The organism is Cetobacterium sp. (assembly GCF_048470075.1).
In the GTDB taxonomy this organism is placed as follows: Bacteria; Fusobacteriota; Fusobacteriia; order Fusobacteriales; family Fusobacteriaceae; genus Cetobacterium_A.
This window is the reverse complement of the sequence record NZ_DBGBQB010000012.1, coordinates 1-20,629: the sequence shown is the minus strand read 5'-3', so window position 1 is coordinate 20,629 and position 20,629 is coordinate 1. Positions and strand designations below refer to the sequence as shown.

At 30.6% G+C, this 20,629-nt stretch carries 4 protein-coding genes and 2 pseudogenes; all 6 read left to right on the top strand.

Translation table 11 applies throughout. The features are described from left to right. Positions 1–59: 59 nt before the first annotated feature. Positions 60–365 (top strand): helix-turn-helix domain-containing protein, encoded by a 306-nt coding sequence (locus tag ACMOUI_RS00375; protein ID WP_418963762.1) that lies wholly within the window; start codon positions 60–62, stop codon positions 363–365. Then, positions 319–465: pseudogene (locus ACMOUI_RS00370) on the top strand (transposase); the annotation flags it as partial. The gene ACMOUI_RS00375 and the pseudogene ACMOUI_RS00370, both read left to right, overlap by 47 nt. Before the next feature lie 3 nt (positions 466–468). Continuing rightward, complete coding sequence (locus tag ACMOUI_RS00365; protein ID WP_418963761.1) at positions 469–636, top strand: hypothetical protein; 168 nt, start codon at positions 469–471, stop codon at positions 634–636. Positions 637–690: 54 nt separating this feature from the next. Then, positions 691–798 (top strand): annotated as a pseudogene (locus ACMOUI_RS00360) (zinc ribbon domain-containing protein); the annotation flags it as partial. Positions 799–1,026: 228 nt separating this feature from the next. Beyond that, the gene (locus ACMOUI_RS00355; RefSeq protein WP_418963760.1) at positions 1,027–16,806 is read left to right on the top strand and encodes a hypothetical protein; all 15,780 of its coding nucleotides are present in this window, start codon (positions 1,027–1,029) and stop codon (positions 16,804–16,806) included. Continuing rightward, positions 16,806–20,522: a hypothetical protein gene (locus tag ACMOUI_RS00350; protein WP_418963759.1), complete on the top strand. Its 3,717-nt coding sequence runs from the start codon at positions 16,806–16,808 to the stop codon at positions 20,520–20,522. Before ACMOUI_RS00355 ends, ACMOUI_RS00350 begins: the two co-directional genes overlap by 1 nt. Positions 20,523–20,629: the final 107 nt, after the last annotated feature.

Here is a 20,629-nt window from a genome sequence, read left to right as displayed (position 1 = left end):
GTTTTTTTTCTAAAATATGGTATAATCAGACCACATTAATTTTAAGGAGGTGAAAAACTATGAAGACATATAACTTAGCTTTTAAATATAGGATATATCCTAATGAAACCCAAGCGAATACCATTAATCAAACTTTTGGTTGTATTAGACTTGTATATAGCAGATTTTTAGCTCAGAGAAAAGAATTGTATGAGACAGAGAAAAAATCTGTAACTTACAATACTCAAGCTAAAGAGCTTGTACCTCTTAAATTTGAATTACCATTCTTGAAAGAGGTTGATTCAATAGCCTTACAACAATCACTTAAAAATTTAGAAACTGCATATAAGAATTTCTTTCAAAAGAGAACTATCAAGAAAAGTTAAGTTCTCACACAACTGGAATAAAGCAAAGTTAAAAGTTACTAAAATCTATAACCTTATTAAAAATAGTAGAAAAGATTTTTTACATAAATTATCACATGAACTAGTGACAAAGTATAATGCGATAATACTTGAAGACCTAAATATGAAAGGTATGAGCCAAACGTTAAACTTTGGTAAATGTGTTGCAGATAATGGGTGGGGTATATTTACAACTATGCTTCAATACAAAGCTATGTTTTTAGGAAAACAAGTTAAAAAGATAGAGAAATGATTTCCATCATCAAAAACTTGTTCTTTTTGTGGTGCTGTAAAAACTGAATTATCACTATCTGAAAGAATCTACAAATGTGATGAATGTAACTCAGAGATAGATAGAGACCTAAATACAAGTATAAATATTCGTGAGGTTGGTAGAGAGCTACTAGCCTATTAAAGCATATATCAGGGTAGGAACTACCCGCAGAGCGTGATTAATATATCTGACATGAGTCAGATACTTCCTACGAAGCCCTGCCTTCTATCAGGGCGGTGGTAGTTCACAGAATTAAGTAAAGATAAATCTTTAGTTATTGTTATTTCTTTCAAAAAAATGAATATTAAAGAAGGAACAAAAGAATTATAGAGAATAAATTCTTAAATATTTTTTATTTAAGGAGGAGTTATGGGGACGCGAATAATAAAAAATCGTTATTTAGCTTTAATATTATTTTTATTAAATTCAGTATTTATTTTATCAGCACCAACTATCGAGATAATAAAAAGTAATATATCTGGAATTGCTCAATCAAATTTATATGATAATGGTGAGCAAATACTTTATAAAGTAAGGATCAATAATCCAGATAGTACAAATTTAAATAATATAAAAGTAGCAGTACCATTAAGCTTAATAACAGCAAATAAAGAAGGGGGAGGCACAGGATTAGTTTTTAGTAATCTGACAAATCAGATTAAAGGGACTAGTGTTAATGCAAATGCAGGAATAATCTCCACTTCAGGAGATTTTTTAGCTTCTGGAGTAGATATACCAGCAGGAGGGTACGTAGAGTACTATGTTTTAGGAACTATAAACCCTCTTATAAACGGTCCTGTGACAGTTACTGTAAATGTAACGAATAATTCTGGGAATATCAATTTAGCTACTGGAACAAATACACTTACAAGGGTTCCATATGTTTATACCTTAGTAAAGAGTTCTCCAATATCTTATTATGAAAAAGAAGGGAGTATAACTTATAAAATAGCAGTTACAAATACAGGAACTACTACAATTAAAGATTTTACCCTAAACGATAATCTTCCAACAGAATTAACAGGAGCATCAATAACAGGAACAGCTACAGGTGGAAGTAATCTTGGAAGTTTTTCATCTTCAGGAGATTTAATTGCTACAGGAATATCAATAACACCAGGAAATAAAGTTGAGTATACGATAACAGCAAATGTAAAACCAGGGGTTACAACTCCTATAGTTAATACAGCTTCTTCAACTGTAAGAAATCAAACAGAAACTTCAAATACAATCACTTTAAATTTAGAAACGTATGATTTTTCAATACAAAAAACAGTATCGCCCACAAATTATACACCAAATCAGAATTTAACATATAAAGTTAGAATTTCAAATAATTCATCAACAATACCCATAACAAAAATGAAAATAGAAGATGTGTTATCTACAATAACAGCAACAGCAGCAGATGGAAGTACAAAAATGGCATTTGATAGTTCAACAATAACGATTACAGCAACAAGTACAGGAACAAGCAATCCTGGAACATTTGCTTCTTCAGGAGATTTAAATGCAACAAATGTTACTATAGGAACAAATTCATACGTTGAATATACAATTATTGGAAAAGTAAAAGCAGATATTGTAGGTCCAATAATTAATACGGCAAAAGCTACAGATAGGAATGGAGTAGAAAAAACATCAGTGAGTAATACCACTTCAGTAGCACCAACACTAAATTTAACAAAAACAGCTAATAAAACAACATATAGACCTGGAGAAACAATTATTTATACCGTAACAGTAGAAAATACAGGGGCAGGAATAGCTAGTAATTATTTAGTTGAGGACTTACTAACTTCTATAACAGGAAATGTAGGGAATACAGGTGGGATATTAGCTACGAATGTTAACCCCTCACCGTTATTTCAAAGTTGGACAACGACTGCAGTTTTAGGATCTGGTTCAACAAAATCACTTTCTGCAATTATTACAAATGGAGGAACAACAAGTAATACCGATCTTTTAGATATAGTTACTGTATTTCCAGGAGAAAAAATAATATATACAATTACAGGAGTAACTAAAGATTCTTCAATTGGAAATATAGCTAATAAAGTGGATCTAAAGAAAAATTCAATTGTGCAAAAAACAGCTACATCTACAACAACTGCAGTAACGTTAGCAAATAATTCATCAGTTATTATAACAAAAGTTCCTACAGAGTTAGAGTACAAACCAGGAGATGTTATAACATACACGATTACAGTAAGAAATCCAAATAATAATTTTATGGATAATTTAACTATAAAAGATTTATTAAGTTCTATAACAGCAACTCAAATAGATGGAACTACAGGACCAGCATTTGATAGTTGGGATTTATCTGTATCAAGCACCACCGGTATAGGAACAGTTCCAGGAACAGGGGCTATAACAAATGGAACTGGTAATTTAATATTAACCGCTGACATAGGACCAAATGGAAGTATAGTTTATCAAATAAAAGCTAAGACAAAACTTACAACAGTTGGAACAATTATAGATACAGTTTCAACTGGAGGGGATAATGTGCCTGAGTTAGGAGCAGGAGTAAAAATGGCATCTCCTGTTTTAGAGGTTGCTAAAAACGTCGATACTACTGAATATATTCCAGGTGGGACTTTAACATATACAATAGATGTTGATAATCCCGGAGATGGGTATGCTGTCAATGTAAGGGTTAAAGATTTATTAAGTACAATAACTACAACTCTAATAGATGGTACCACAGGTCCAGCTTATAATTCTTGGAATATAATTTCTAAAATTTATAATATATCATCAGGAACACCTGTACTTGTGACAGGTTCAGATCCGTCATCGGCAGGTACATATTCGCCAACAGAGGATTTAAATATAACAGATGCAATAATCGGTCCGAATAGAAGAATAACTTATACAATTGTAGCGGTAGTAAATCCAAAGGCAAAAGGAACTATTAAAAATTTAGCTAGAGTAAATGATGTTCTTTATAGTGATAAAGGGTCAATAACAAGAGACTCAAGAGTTAGTATAAGTAAAAACGCATTAACAACTAGTTATGTAGCTGGAGGAGATACTACAGTTCAATATGAAGTAATTGTTAGTAACTCTAGTACTGCAGGAGTAGCTTTAGGTGTAAAAGTAGAGGATAAAATTACAGATATAAGTACAGCACTTTTAACAACAGGAAATACTAATCCATTTTCTAGTTGGACAATATCTGCTCCAATTTTAAGTGGACCAGAAACAAAATCAACTTTGATAGGACCATTAAATAATGTAAATTTAGTAGATACAGTTGATATTTCACCAGGAGGATTTGTAAAATATATTATAACAGGAACTTTAAAAACACCAACAGATGATAATGTAATTTATGGTCCTATAGCCAATACAGCTAAAGCGGATGGATTAACATCAACAGCTACAATAAATCCTAAGTTACCAAATTTAGTGACTTCAAAAACAGCAATATCAGGAACATTTATTCCAGGAAATACAGTTTCTTTTAAAGTTGTAGTAAAAAATACTGGAAATGGGTATGCAAATGATACTCTTGTAAAAGATATTTTAGATACTACTTATTTTGAAGATATTTCAATAAGTGGCATTCCTACTGGAATAGGAACAACGACAGGAATAATAGGAGTAATTAACACTGATTTAAATGCAGTTGTAGATATTGCCCCAGGAGGGACTATAGAATACACAGTTGTGGCTAGAGTAAAAACAGGATACAATGGAAAAACAGTTTCAAATACTGTTGAAGTAACTGATACTCAAAATAATTTGACAACTACAACATCTGCTACAATAACAAAAAATGGTGGATCAGGAAATTTAATTGATTTTATTAAACGAAGTGATACATCAACTTTTGCTCCAGGAGGAACTATAACATATTATATAGATGTTGTAAATAGATTAGGATCTTCTAAAACGGTAACAGTAAAAGATTTTATAACAAATATAAAAGCTACATATGCAAATGATTTAAGTGTTGATAATGTAACTGATATGCCAAATCAACAGGCATTTACAAGTTGGGTAATAACAAAAGGAGAAAATACGTCTAATCCAACAATCTCTGTGGGAAATAATATTGATTTAAATGATACAGTAACAATAAGTGCAAACTCTACAATGACATACAAAATAGTGGGAACAGTTAGTGAGAGGGTTATAACACCCCAACTAACAAATATAGCTACTCTTTTAGAAGGAGCGACTACAATTGGAACATCATCTGTACAACATAATATTATCCCACCAGGTGGAGGAATAACAAGATCAGTTGATAAATCAGTATATATTCCAGGTGTAGATACACTCAAGTATACAATAACTGTAAATTCAACAGGACCAGGATATCAAAATAATATATCGATAAATGAACTTATTAAAAATTTATCAGTAGATTTAATTGATGGAACAACTGGAAACCCATTTGTAGTTCCTGAGACGGGAGCATATAATTTTACTGTTAAAAAAATTATAACAGGAGAAACTGATGGAACAGAGGAAGTATTTACTCAAGGAATACTTAATAATGAAAATTTAGTAGGAGTTGTAGATGTAAAGCCAGGAGAAAAGGTTCAATATGTAATAGAGGGAGTTGTAAGAAAGGATGCCATTGGAAAAATTAATAACAATGGACTTATAACAGAACCATTTAGATATAATCTCCAAAATACAAAGAGTGTACTTCCAAATAAATATGAACCGGGGCAATATATAACGTATACTATAACATTAAGAAATAATAGTAAAGGGAATGCAAAAGATATATTAGTTGAAGATAATTTTAATGCAATATCTGTTTTAGATTCAACAGGAGCAACAATAATACCAGCTCTTACTGATGTGACAGTAGATACAGTGAATTCAATAGAAACAGGATATAAAGCCAACTTAGGAAATCCAACAATAGTAAACGGAAAATTAACAGCAACTCCAGATATTCCTATCGGTGGAACTATAGTTTATAAAATTAAAGCCAAAGTAAATGAAAAAGCGGTTGGGTTTTTAACAAATGTAGTTACAGTTGATGGGGATGCCGTTTCAAACCAAGTAGGTCCAACAACAGATAAGCCAGAAATAAAAAAAGAGATTTTAAATTTCTATAGACCTGATGGAACTACAGTTATAAATGGTGGTAAATATATGCCAGGTGGTTTTATAGAATATAAAATAACTTTAACAAATAGTGGAAAAGGTATTTTGAATAATGGAACATTTGTAGATGACCTAGGTGCTATTACAACAGCATATTCAACAGGAGTTACAGGACCAGCTTTTGATAATTGGACTATTACAAGAGTAAGCTCAACAGGAATTTCAACAATACCAGATATAAATAATAGTATAGTTTTAAATACTTCGACAACAAAAGGGATAAATACTTTGATAGATTTGCATCCTAATGGTGAGATTATTTATACAGTAAAAGCTAAAATAAATGAGAAAGCAGTTGGAAATATAACAAATACTGCAAGTTTAAATGGACAAAAATCTACAATAACATCAACTATGCAATCAGCGACAATAAATCATACAAAAGAAGCTTATGTTGTATCTTCAGATGGTAGTTCATTAACAAATACTGTAAAAACAACTTTTTTACCAGGAGAATATGTAGGTTATAAGATTGTTGTTGAAAATACAGGGCTAGGAACAAGTTATTTAAAAACATATAAAGATCTTGTAGGTTCAATTATAGGTGAAGTTGCAGAAACTGCTACTTCAGGAGAGGCTCCAACAGCTCCAGTTTTTGAAAGTTATACTGCAACATATAATTATATACCTGCAAATCCAACGGTAACAACTGTAGGAACGTTTAACCAAACTATTGATTTAACAAGTATGGTAACAATAGCACCACTTCAGAAAATTGAATTTATAATAATAGGACTTTTAAAAGATACTGTTATAGGTAAATTTACAAATACGTCTACCTATGATGGAAATGTAAAAACAAAACAATTGAGTGCAGTTGCTCCAACAATAACGTCTAAGAAAAGTTTAGTAAAATTAAATGGAGTTCCATTTACAGCAGGGATGACATATTCTCCAGGAGATTCAGTAGAGTATGAAGTTACAATAGAAAATACAGGAAGTAGTTTTTATAATGATTTAACAATAGGAGATAATATAGATTCTATTGTTACATCTTTAACAGGAGATACAACTGGAAACGCCTTAGAGAATGTTGTAATATCTGTGCCAGTTGTTACAAATAGCTTATCAAAACCAGTGTTGACAAATATAAAATCAAAACCAGGAAATAGTCCTACTAATCTTCAAGTAGAAGTAGATTTAGCTCCTAAGGATAAAATTGTTTATAAAATAACAGGAAATATTGTGAAATCAGCAATTGGAACAATACCAGCAAATGTGGTAAATGTAGGAGGAACAAACTATCCTTCAGATCCTATAAATCCAAAAGCTCCAAATATAGTTTCTAAGAAGGAGTTAATTGCACCTACAAATAAAATATATGGACCAAATGAAGTCGTAGAATATAAATTGACTATCGAAAATACAGGGGAAGGGTATGGTAATGATATCAAGATTATAGATGAGATTAGTAAAATAAAAACTACATTATTAAATGGAAGCTTAGGTCAAGCTTTTACTAGCTGGACAATTGCCACAACAATAACTCATACAGATACCTCATATAATAATCAAACAATTTTACAAAATACATTAACTGATAATGTTGATATAAATACAGAGATTGATATTGCACCAACAGGAAAAGTTGAAATTATAATAAAAGCTACAACATCATCATTAGCAGCGGGATCAATAATAAATATTGCTAAAATTAATAATGTGGATAAACCAAGTGAACAAATAAATCCAAGAACTGCAACAGTTGAGTTTTATAAACTACCATTAGTGACTGGCATTACAACGTATGCTCCAAATGGTGATATTGGATTCAGATTAGTTCTTGTTAATACAAGTACAGATGCTATTGCTAAAGATATAAATTTAGTTGATATAGTGACTGGAATTAAAGTTCAGTCATCAACTGGTGGAACAGTACAAGCTTTCCAACCAGGATGGACTTTAGAAACAGTTAGTATTAGCGGTGATAGTACTAGGTATTCAACAACTGGAATAGGCACAAATGGAGATATAACATCAGGAAAAGTAACTTTAGGTCCAGGGGAAACTTTAGTGATAAGAATTAAAGGAAAAGCTACTAATACAGCAATAGGAGACATTGTTAATACTGCTAATGCAACATATAATGGCGTAGATTTAGGTCCAAAAACAGTTACATTAACTCCACAACCCGGGTTAGCAGAGTTAACTAAATCTGTAAATAAAACTGAATATACTCCGGGCGGAAAAATAATTTATACAATAGTAGTAAAAAATACAGGAACTGGGTATTTAAATGATATCTCTATAGTAGATGATCTAAGTTTACTTCAAACTCAGTTAGCAGGAGGAACTACAGGTCAAGCGATAACTAGTTTTACTCAAGTAACCTTAGCAAAAACAAATCCAGCTACAATAATAACAAGAGATATGACATATACAGATGGATATAAAGTAATAGGAGATATATACCCAGGTGATACAGTAACAATAGTTTTAGAAGCAACAGTAAACGAATTGGCAGCGGGACCAATAACAAATATTGCTAAAATTAATGATTCTAACAGTAATAAGTTAGATGAAGATACAAAAACAGTGAACACCCTACCTGCGAATATAAAAATATTAAAATCCGTAGATAAAGCTGTTTATATTTCAGAAGATACATTAACGTACACAATTACTTTAGGAAATACAGGAACAGGTTGGGCAAATGGAATAAAGGTTATAGATGAAATAAGTTCTATAACAGCCGATATAGGAGGAACTAATACAGCTGCATTTGCTTCATGGTCAATAAGTTGGATTACTAAACCAGGAAGTGCACAAGATGCAATTGTAACTGGTCAATCATTCCCAGTAATAAATACTGATTTAAATGCGAGTGTTTCATTAGCACCATTATCTGGAATAGATTTTAAAATAGTTGCAAAACTTAAATCCAATACAACTACTGATATAAAAAATGAAGCACAGTATAAATATGATCCAAGTAATCCTATTAATCCAACAACACCATCAGTAGACAGTAATGAAGTTATAACATCACCTAAGACAAGCAAGCTACTTATAAAGAAAGAGCAAAATAATATAAGAGAAAGATCTGGATTTACAGCTGGACCAGTTCAATATTGGTTAAATGATGTAATTGAGTATAAAATAATAGTTAGCAATCCTGAGGCTGTAGCGGTAACAGGAATAGAAATAACAGATAACATAAAAAATATACTTGTTGAAGGAAGTGGTGGAGATAATATTCCAGCATTTACACAGTGGAGTATTCAATCAATAACATATAGTGGAGGCGGAACACCAGCAAGTGTACCAACAAGTATAACTCCTTCAGTTGGAGCACCTCCAACTTCAGATAGTAACATAAAAGTAGTTACTGGATTAAAAGCCAATGAAATGGTTGAAATAGTTATAAGAGCACAAATAACATCAGGAATAGAGGATAATTTTCCACAATCGGTTATAAAAAATACTGCATCACTAGTACAAACCATATCAGGAACTCCAGTAAAAGAAAATTCAAATGAAGTAATATTTACACCCTACCCACCAGTATTAGAAAGAGATAAAGTTATAACTAGTATTGGAGGCGTGCCATATACATCAGGAATGACTTATGAACCTGGCCAAACAGTGGTTTATACAATTAGTGTAAGAAATACAGGAAATGGTGTAGCAGATAACGTAGCTATAAAAGATAGTATAAGCTCTGTCGTAGCAGAGTTAGCTGGTGGAACAATAGCATCTCCTTTCCTTAGCTGGACAATAGCAATAGATAAATCTCCTGCAACAAAAGTCGAGGAAATAATACCAATAGCACCAAATAATAATATAGATTTATTGGTAGATTTAGGCCCAGATAAATATATAAATGTAGTTATAAGTGCAGTTATAAGAGGAGATGCAGTGGGAACAATATCACCAAATATTGCAGTTATAAATGGAGGAGATGATCCAACACCACCAATACCTCCAAAAGAACCAATAGCGCCATCTTTAACTAAAACAATAGTTGAGGGTAGTTCTTATTTAGCAGGTGGAATAATTAAATATGATATAGTGTTGATTAATCCAAATACAAAGCAGTGGTTAAATAATGTAAATGTAATTGATTCAATAAGTACAGTTTTTGCTACAAATCTAAATGGTGATTCTGTGAAAGCTTTTAAAGATGGATGGACTATAACAAAAACTGATTTAAATAAAGGAACAATTTATAGTAATACTTATCCGATAACAAATGCTAATTTAAATGAAACTATGGATTTAGCACCAGGAGATAAAGTTATATTTACTATAACAGCAACTGTTAATGATAATATTGTGGGAGATATAATAAATAAAGTTACAGGTAGCTATGTATTTAACAAAAGTGTGAAACCTTTACCTGAATCGAGTGTAACATCAACATCAGCACCAGGTACTGCTAAAATAACAAAAACAGAGTTTGAGGAGTTTTATACACCAGGTGGACCAATAGGCTATGATATAGTTATTGAAAATACATCAACAGAGAATTTAATAGATGATTTAAAAATTTTTGAACTAATCTCAGGAATTAAAGCATCTAAAATAGGAGAAACAGAACAAGTTCCTGCTTTTAAAGCAGGTTGGACAATAACGTATCAAGTGGTTGGAGATACAGTAAATACTAATGCTACAACTATTCCAAGTTCAGGAGACATAAATGGTATAAATATTGATATAGGAAAATCTACAAAAATAATTGTGAGAATAAGAGGAACAGCAGAAGATGGAATTTATGGTAATATTTTAAATACTGCCCATTATGAGTATTTAAAAGGTATTGATGGAAATAAAACAGGATCTGATGATGCAACAATAAAACCAAAAGACCCAATACTAAATTTAGTTAAGAGTGTATCTAAGCCAACTTATTCACCAACTGATGAAATTCTCTATACATTAGAGATAGAAAATACAGGTACTGGACCAGCTATTGGAGTAAAGTTAACCGACGATATAGGACTTTTAAAAACTGATTTAGCTGGAAGTACTGTTCAAGGAAAGGCATTTACCTCTTGGACAAGGGAATCAGTAATAATTCCATCAACTTCTATAATAACAACAGAAACTTTAAGTGGAGATACATATGCAGCAACTTTAAATATAGCACCAGGAGATAAAGTTATCATAACTTTAAAAGGAATTTTAGATCCAAAAGCTTATGGTGAAATAGATAATATTGCCAATGTAATCTATAAAAATGGAAAAAATGAAGAGATACATTTAAAGGATAATGCTATTACTAAAGGTGATATTCCAAAATTAAGAATAAGTAAACAGATAGATAAAGAGATATACGAAGATAAGGATACAATTATCTTTACTCTTGTAGTTCAAAATGGAGGATTAGGATGGGGTAATGATATCTTAATTGAAGATAAAATTTCAGAGATAGTTGATGATATTGTAGGACCTGCATTTGAGTCTTGGACAATAACTACTGAAAGTTCATCAACACTATCTTCAATACTACCAAGTTCGTTACCAGCTAATACAGATTTAAGTGCAACAATTGATATAGCACCTATTAGTCAAATTAAATTTATAATTACTGCTAAGTTAAAAGAGGATGTAAGTTCTACAATAAAAAATACAGCAACTTTAAAAGATAAAGATACTCCTCCATTAACAAGTAATGAAGTAGTTGCAAATCCATTAGATGGAGATTTATCTATCATAAAAAGTGTGGTACAAAGTAATTATTCAGTCCCAGGAAAATTAACTTATGTGGTAAAAGTTACAAATAATAACAATATTTTAGCAAGAGATGTTTTAATAGAGGATTTACCAAATGCTATAAAAGTTTCTACAACAAAGGATGGAGTGACAATAAATCCATTTGCTTCTTGGAAGTTGGTAAGTGTGGTTGGAGATGCAGGATCAGTTCCATCTACAGTAATTCCACCAGTCCCATCAATAGGTGCAAATCCATCAACAACAAATGTAGCAATAGTAACAAATATTAAAGCAAAAGAAACTATAACATTAATAATCGAAGCAGATATCAATGAAGGAACAGAAGAAGATGGAGAGCCAATTGGAGTAATAGAAAATGGAGCTTCAGCAACTTACAAAGAGAAAAAGATATACGATTCTGTAAGAGTTTCACCAGGAGATTCCATATTAACGGTTGAAAAAGTTATTAAAACAATAGCTGGATCATCATTTAATGGTCAAAATTATGAGAGTGGAGATGTTGTTGTATATGAAATAAAAATTTCAAATACAGGTAGCACAGCTGCAAATAATGTAAAAATAGATGATAAAATCTCAACTTTGAAAACAGAATTAGCAGGAGAAATAATCGGATCAGCTTTCCAAAGTTGGACAACACTTGTAACAAAATCTCACTCAACTACAAGTATAACTCCATCTTTATTAGTACCTCCAAATACAGATATATCTTTAGAGGCAGATATATCAGCAGGAGATACTGTTGTAATAGAAATAACTGCTAAAATAAACAGTGCAGCAGTAGGAACTATTCCAAAAAATATTGTAACAGCTAATGAAATTGGAGCAACAGCACCAGAAATCAAACCAAAAAAAGGAGATTTAAAGTTTACTAAAGAGATTATAGATGGCAGTGAATATACTCAAGGTGGAACAATAAAATATAAATTAACAATAGCAAATAGTAGTAATACATTTATAAATGATATCAGCTTTAAAGATGAATTATCAAAAATTACAGCTAAAGCATTAGATGAAAGTTTTATAGCTCCATTCCAAACATTTACAGTTACAAGAACTGATAATGGAACAGGTACAACATATACTCAAAGTGGAAATTTAACTGATGAAGATATAAATACTAAAATTGATCTATCTCCAAAAGATGTTGTTGTTTATACAGTAACTGCCACAGTAAAGGGAAATATAGTTGGAGATATAGAAAATAATGGTTTTGTTGAATATGAAGGTCCAGATGAAGTTGTAAAATTACAAGAGACAGTGGTATCAACAACAGTTCCAGGAAATATAACTATATTTAAAGAACCGTCAGTTAAGACATATGTACCAAATGGTCCTATAGGATTTAATGTTATTGTAAGTAACACATCAACATCTAATGTTGCAAACAATGTTATTGTTAGAGATATAATAACTGATATTTTAGCTAACAAGGTAGGTGGAGGAACAACACAGGCATTTAAGCCAGGTTGGACAATAACTTCTAGATTGGAAGGAGATGATATAGCTAACTCTAATATAGATAATTTAAATGCTCTTACAGCAGGAGTAAATATAGATAATGTATCTATTGATTTAGGAAAAAATACAAAAGTTATAATAGAGATTAGAGGATTTGCTGAGAGTAATATTTATGGACAAATTAGAAATACAGCTTATTTTGAATATCCAGATGGAAATCAGAGTGGAAAATTTGATCCTCCAATAGATAATATACCATCAATCCCTACTTTAACAAAATTTGTAGATAAATCTAACTATGTTTCAGGTGAAACATTGACTTATACAATAGAAATTGAAAATCCAGGAGAATCAGTAATACCAAACTTTGTACTAGAAGATGCAATAGGAACTATAACAGCAGAAATTTCAGGAGGAAGTACAGCCACAGGATTAGCATTTAGTAGCTGGGAGAAAGTAAGTTTGGTTATACCAGATAGTTCAGCTTTAATAAGCGAAGAAGTTAAAAACTCAACTGAAGGAACAACATATACAGCGACATTTGATTTAGCGCCAGGAGATAAAGTCATTCTTACAGTTGCAGCTACAACTATGAGTAATGTTTTTGGACAAATAAAAAATACAGCTGTAGGTAAATATATAGAAATAATTGAAGGTCAACCAGTTTCTAAAGAGACTATAGCTGAAGCTATATCTGTTGGAAAACTAGGTAAACTAGGTATAGAAAAAACTACAAATACAGAGTTTTATGAACCAGGACAAGAGGTCGAATATACTGTGAGAGTTACTAATAATGGAGATGGCTGGATAAGAAATGCAATTTTAGAGGATAATTTTGCAGAGATAACAACAATATTATTTGGTAATGACATCGGTTTGGCATTTGATATAACTAGTATGGTTATATCATATACAACTGATAATTCAGAGAATTCAGTTACTATATTAGACTCAGTTAAAAATTTAAAAGCGGAAATTGATATAAAAAATGATTCGAGCATAACATTCTCTATAAAAATAAAAATTTCAACTTTAGCTGCTTTTAGAATAAACAATGTAGCAACAATAACTATACCACCAGTTGGAGAGGACGAGCCAGAGATAGTAACTTCTAATTTAGTAAAAATAGATCCACTTCCACCAGAGGTAACATTAGTTAAAACAGTAGATTTAGCAAATTTTGAAAATGAGAGTACTTTAATTTACACAATAGTTATAGAAAATATAGGGAAAACAAATATAAATAATATAATAGGAAAAGACATATTGAAAGATATAACAGCAATGAATAATTTAGGGCAAATGGTGTATCCATTCCAATCTGGAATAATAGTAACAAAAGAGATACTTCCGGAAAATTCTGTAATTGTAACACCAACAGATGAAAGTGATGGAGTTATTCTTGATAATCTTTCTTTAAAACCAGGTGCAAAAATTATTTATACAGTTACTGCCAAGGTTATTGATGGAATTGTTGGGAATATAATAAATACAGCAACAGCAGAGATACCATCACAAACCCCTGATGGAAATCCACAAACAATAGAGTCAACAGTATCTTCAACACCATTTGATCCTACATTAACTGTAGAAAAAATGGTTACAACAGATATTGAAAATGATAATGGTATCATAAATGGTGAACTTGTAACGTATACCATTAAAATAGGAACAGACAGACCAGTATTTAATGTTCAAGTAGTAGATGAGATTTCAAATATAAAAACTAAAGCAGGGGAAGAAGTATTTAATCTATCAACAATAAAATTAGTATCTGTACAAGAAAATGGAGTTACACTACCTTATACAGGAGATATTAATAGCACTAGTTCAAAAATTAATATTCCTAGAATAAATAGTGAAGCAACTATTGTAATTCAAGCCAAAGTAAGTGATACAGCAGTGTTAGTAACAGGAGAGGAACTAATCAATACAGTATCATTAAACTTTGATCAAAATAATGATGGTACGCCTAATTTAACAAATCCTCTAGAAGCATTTGTCGTGGTTATTCCAAAAGCTCCACAATTAGAGATATTAAAATCATCACTTAGAAATGAAATTCTTTTAGGAGATGAAATAGAATATACAATAAAAATTACAAATATAGGGGTGGGAAGAGCTACAAACTTTACAATTGTTGATAATATTTCCGATATTACAGCAACTTCAAATTCAGATGGAAAAATTCCAGTTTATACTGAGTGGTTAACAACAGGAGTTGCAGGAACTAATTCATCAATAGGAACTTTACCAACAAATAATACTAATATAAATATAACCGATGCAGAGATAGCTCCAGGAGAATCTTTAACCTATACAGTAAAAGCAAAAACATCTTTAAATTTAAATGTTAAAGAGGTTGAGAATACGGCTCTAATAAGATTCCCAGGATTACCAGATCAAACTTCTAAAGCTACAGTAAAAATTAAAAAACCTTTAGTTACAATAGACAAAGAAGCTGGAGTTAGAGAAACGTCAATAGGAAAATTTGTACCGTATAGTTTACTAGTAACAAACAATGAAAACCAGACAATAATGAACATCTTTATAAAAGATACTCCACCAGCAGGATTTAGTTATGTGGATGGCTCACTGCAAATAGTTCAAAATGGTGAAAAAATAGGTACAATACCAGCTAAATATGTAGGAGATACAGTTGTTGTAGGGCCATTCCACCTATCTCCAAAGCAGCAAATTGAGGTTGTGTATTTAACAAAAGTTTCTCTAGGAGTTGTAAGGGGAGTTTATAAAAATACAGCAGTTGTAACTAATACTTCCGGAACAGTAATTTCTAATGAGGATACAGCAGAAGTTGATGTAGTAGAAGATCCGTTGTTTGAAACAACCACTGTTATAGGTAAAGTGTTCCATGATAGAGATGGAGATGGGACTCAAGATGACAATAGAGCAACAGAAATAACAGTAACTCAAAATATACCAGATTCAGCTTATGTACCTAACAGTACTTTCTATGTAATTGATGGACTAAGAAAACCTGTTCCTGATAGAAGTGTACCTCTAAATAAAGGTATAAAAATAAAAGAGATACTACATGGAAGAATGAGCGAAAGAGAAGCTTTAGATAAAAATAAGTTGGAAATATATACAGGTTTAAATGATATTTCATCTCTAGGTAATATAAGGGTTACAACAGATGAAGGAACGGATATAACTTTAACAAATGATAATAAAGTTATAACTAATCATACTGGTTTAAAGAAAAAAGGTATGGTTTCACAAAATATAGTTATAAAAAGAGATATTTTAAAGAGAAATACAAATAAAAATCAAGATAACAAAGTAAAATATTATGAAAGAATAACTATAGTAAATACTGGTTTAATAGAAGAGGGATTCCCAGGAGTTAGAGTAGCTAACATAGAAGGATTAGTTGCAATAACAGACCAGTATGGAAGATTTCATATACCAGAAGTTTCAGATGAGAAAGGTAAAAACTATATACTAAAAGTTGATTCAGCAACTTTACCAGCTGGAACAATATTCACAACAGAAAATCCAAAAGTTCAAAGATTGGGAAGTACAATAATTAAATATAATTTTGGAGTAGTTTTGCCAAGAACAACTTATGAAACTGAAAAAAATGGAGATAAATTACTAAGAACAAGAATATATCCAGGAGTTATATTCTATGATGACTCAAGTGAGCTAAAACCAGTTGTTACAGAAAGACTTTTTGAATCGATAAAATCAAGATTAAAAATTAAAGATCATTTGTTATTAGAGTTGAATACTTCAAAAAATCAAAAATTAGATAAGGAAAGAAAAGATATTTTACTAAAAACAATATCAGAGTATTTTAAAGATCAAAAAATAGACGTTAAACTAATAGAAGGTAAGAAGGAGGGGAAATAATGAGTAAATATTTGAGAAAAAATTGGAGTTTGTATATTTTATTATTAACTTTTATATCAAATGAATTAAGCGCTCAAATAGTTGAACCTCCAAATGCTTATGATGAATATGAAGTTATAGACAGTAAATCTACACAAAGTTTAACCAAAGGAGAATGGAGTGAATCAATAGAAAATGTAAGAGGAGTTGAGTTCCAGAAAATGGAACTTAGCTCACCTTTAATAAATAATGAGACATTATCAGAAAATAATGAGTTTATTTATAAAGGAAGAGTATTTTTAGAAAATAGGAAAGGAGTAATTTATAGTATAGTTGACTCAATAGCTGTTAATCCAAGATTAAATATTTTGAGTGATGAATATGTAGTGATAGATTCTTTAGGAAAAATTAAAAAACCAGTAAATTTTTATGTGTATACTAATTATGAAACTAGCATCGAAAAATATGAGATTTTAATTTTTAGAGAAAATGATATTTTAAAAAGAATTCCTGTAGCCACTTTAAAAGGAGATAAATTAGATTATAATACTTCAATTGTATGGAATGGAGAGATTGAAAAAAAGGGCAGCTTAAATGATGTTGATAATTTATTTTATATTCTTAGAGTCTATGGAAAGAATGGTGTTTTTGATGAGACTTATCCAAAAACTTTAACTTTAGATGAGATAGATAGAAGTAGTTTAAACATAGATGAAACAACTTTAAAAGAAAAAGTTTATGGAACAAGCGATTTAGCTTTACAAAATATACCTATAACAGGATCAAAAGTTAAGTTTTATGGAAGAGATTTAGATCCTAAAACAATTGTAAAGTTAGATAATCAAGAAATCGAACTTGATGGAACAGGAGATTTTATTTATGAAACAATATCTAACGAACCATTAAAAGTTTATAATTTTGTTCTCCAAAATGGGGAAATTCAGAAAGAATATCCTGTAGAAGTAGAAACAAATCCAAATTATGAGTATTTAGTAGCTTTAGCAGATTTCTTTTATGGTAAGAACAATATATCAGGAAGTGATGCAATTTTACAAAATGATCCATCATTTAAACCTAGCTATTATAATACAGGAAGATTGGGATTTTATTATAAAGGTGTAAGAAAAAAATATAAAATAACTGCTCAAGCAGATACTTGGGGCAAAGAGATAAAATATATGTTCTCTGATTTTTATAGAAGAGATCCAGACGCTATTTTTAGAAAAATAGATAATCAATACTGGCCTTTTGATTATGGAGACGAATCAGAACTTTATTATGATGTTGAAACAGAAGGAAAGGCTTACTTAAGAGTTGATTGGGATAAGTCTCAAATTCTTTGGGGTAACTATGAAACAGGATTAGATACAGGAGTATACAACCAATATAATCGTAGTTTATATGGTGCAAGAGCGGAATATAATAGTTTAGAAACTAATCCATTTGGAGATTCAAGAAATCATATAGAAGTTTTTGCGTCTAATCCAGATACAAGTTATAAAAGAGATACTTTTTTAGGAACAGGCGGAAGTATCTATTATTTGAGTGAAAGAGATATAGTTATTGGAAGTGCTAAGCTAATACTAGAAATAAAAGATAAAACTACAGGAAGGACTCTTGATAGAGTTACTCTTTCAGAAGGTACTGATTATACAATAAATGAATTATCTGGTAGAGTTATATTATCAGAACCTTTGAGCCAAAGCTATTTTACACAAAATGGAGTAGATATAATAAAACCATCTCCATCGGGAGAAAAGAATATATATTTAGTTGCAGATTATGAATACTATTCTTTAGATGAAAATATATCAAATCTAACTGCAGGAGGAAGAGCTAAAAGTTGGATTACAGATAATATAGCTTTTGGAGGAACATATGTAAAAGAAAATAGAAAAGGAGATTTAGCAGATTATGAATTAAAAAGTGGAGATATAACACTAAAAAAATCAAATGGAACATATATAAAAGCTGAATACTCTGAAACAGATGGTAACCAGCTAACAAAAAATTCTAATTGGTTTTCTTATAATGGAGGATATGATTATATTCAACAACCTATTATAAAAACTAATGGAAAAGGAGAAGCTTATTATATAGAGGGAAGTTTAGCTCCTAATGATTATAATCAAAATTTTAATCCAAATGATGCTCTATTATTTTGGTATTCTAAAAAAGATAAGAATTTTTCTATAGCCTCTGAAGCTAGTGGATTAGATAAAGAAGAAGTAGGAATAAAAGCCGAATATAATTTAAATGAAAAAACATTGCTTTTTATAGAAGCATCAAAATATAAAGAGAAAGAATATGATGATTTTGGCTTAGAAGATGGATATCAAGAACAACAAAGTATAGCTATAGGAGGATCTCGAAAAATCACGGATAGATTAACTTTAGGATTAGAAGGAGAGTATGTAAAAAACGCTGAAGATGAATCTGAATTAATAACTTATAATAGTGATGATTTAGATAATGGTGAGGCAGTATTAATTGGAGCTAGAGCTGATTATAAGTTTAACGAAAAGTTAGATGGGTATACAAAACTTCAAAGTTCTGTTTGGAGAGATAAGGAATATGGGCCAAATAATATGATCACTGTAGGGGCGAAATACTCACCAACTGAAAAATTAGAATTAGGAGGTGCTGTAAGTACAGGAAATAGAGGAGACGCAATTGAAACAACTGTAGCATATAAGTATAGCCCAGACTACGAGATATATGCAGGTTATACATTTGAAAATGAAGATGATTTAAGTCGTGATTTAACATTAGGACAAAGATTTGCATACAGTGATAGAGTTAGCTTATTTCAAGAGAATAGTTTAATGAAAAATTATTCTGAAAAAGGATTACTTCAAGGTTATGGAATAGATTACAAGGTTGATAAAAATATATTTATTGGATTTATGTATGAACGTGGAGATGTAGATATTTTAGATGGAAAAGTTACACGTAATAATGTAACGGCAAGTTTAAGATATACAGGAGAAGAGCTGTATTCAAAACATAGAGTTGAATATGGAAGAGATTCCGGTGCTAGATCTTTAGATAGTTTAGGTTTAATTAATAATTTAAAATGGAAGCCGACTCCTGAATACACTCTTTTTGCAGAAGCTAATTATATAAAGTTAAATGGAGATACATATACTTTAAAAAGAAACAACAATGAATATTTAACAAGAACTTTTGATGGGAATGATAAATATTATGAATTAGGTTTAGGATTTGGTTATAGACCAGTTTATAATGATAGATTAAATCTTATTTCTAGATGGAGTTATATTTATGATACCAATGGAACAGGACTGGTAGACTCTCCAACAGCATTTAATTTTAAAGCTCATATATTCTCTTTAGAAGCTATCTATGATATTACCCAAAGATTAAGTTTAGCTGGAAAGTATGCAATAAGAGATGATAAAGTTAGATTAGTATCCGGAGGAGATTGGTATAGTAATACCATAAATCTTTATTCTGTTAGAGCAACTTATGAAGTTATATATAAATGGGATATATTTGCAGAGTACCATTGGCTAGAAAGTAGAAAAACTGATGAGTTACAACAAGGTGCTTTAATTGGAATTTATAGAGATATAAATGAAAATATGCAAATAGGAGTAGGGTATAACTTTAGTAAGTTTGATGATGATTTAAAAGATTTAAAATATACAAATGGAGGAAGTGATTTAGATTATAAAAATCAAGGCTGGTTTATCAATTTAATTGGAAAATTTTAGCAAAAAATTGAAAAAGGAATCTATTAAAATTTAACATTGTCTAGTTTACAAAATATACTTTTAGCAACTAGAAATACTTTATTTTATTGACTACTTGCCTTATTACC

What these genes read in the sequence shown, in the direction of transcription:
- ACMOUI_RS00355 (WP_418963760.1), top strand. Translation starts at nt 1,027, where the DNA reads ATGGGGACGCGAATAATAAAAAATCGTTATTTAGCTTTAATATTATTT.
- ACMOUI_RS00350 (WP_418963759.1), top strand. Translation starts at nt 16,806, where the DNA reads ATGAGTAAATATTTGAGAAAAAATTGGAGTTTGTATATTTTATTATTA.
- ACMOUI_RS00375 (WP_418963762.1), top strand. Translation starts at nt 60, where the DNA reads ATGAAGACATATAACTTAGCTTTTAAATATAGGATATATCCTAATGAA.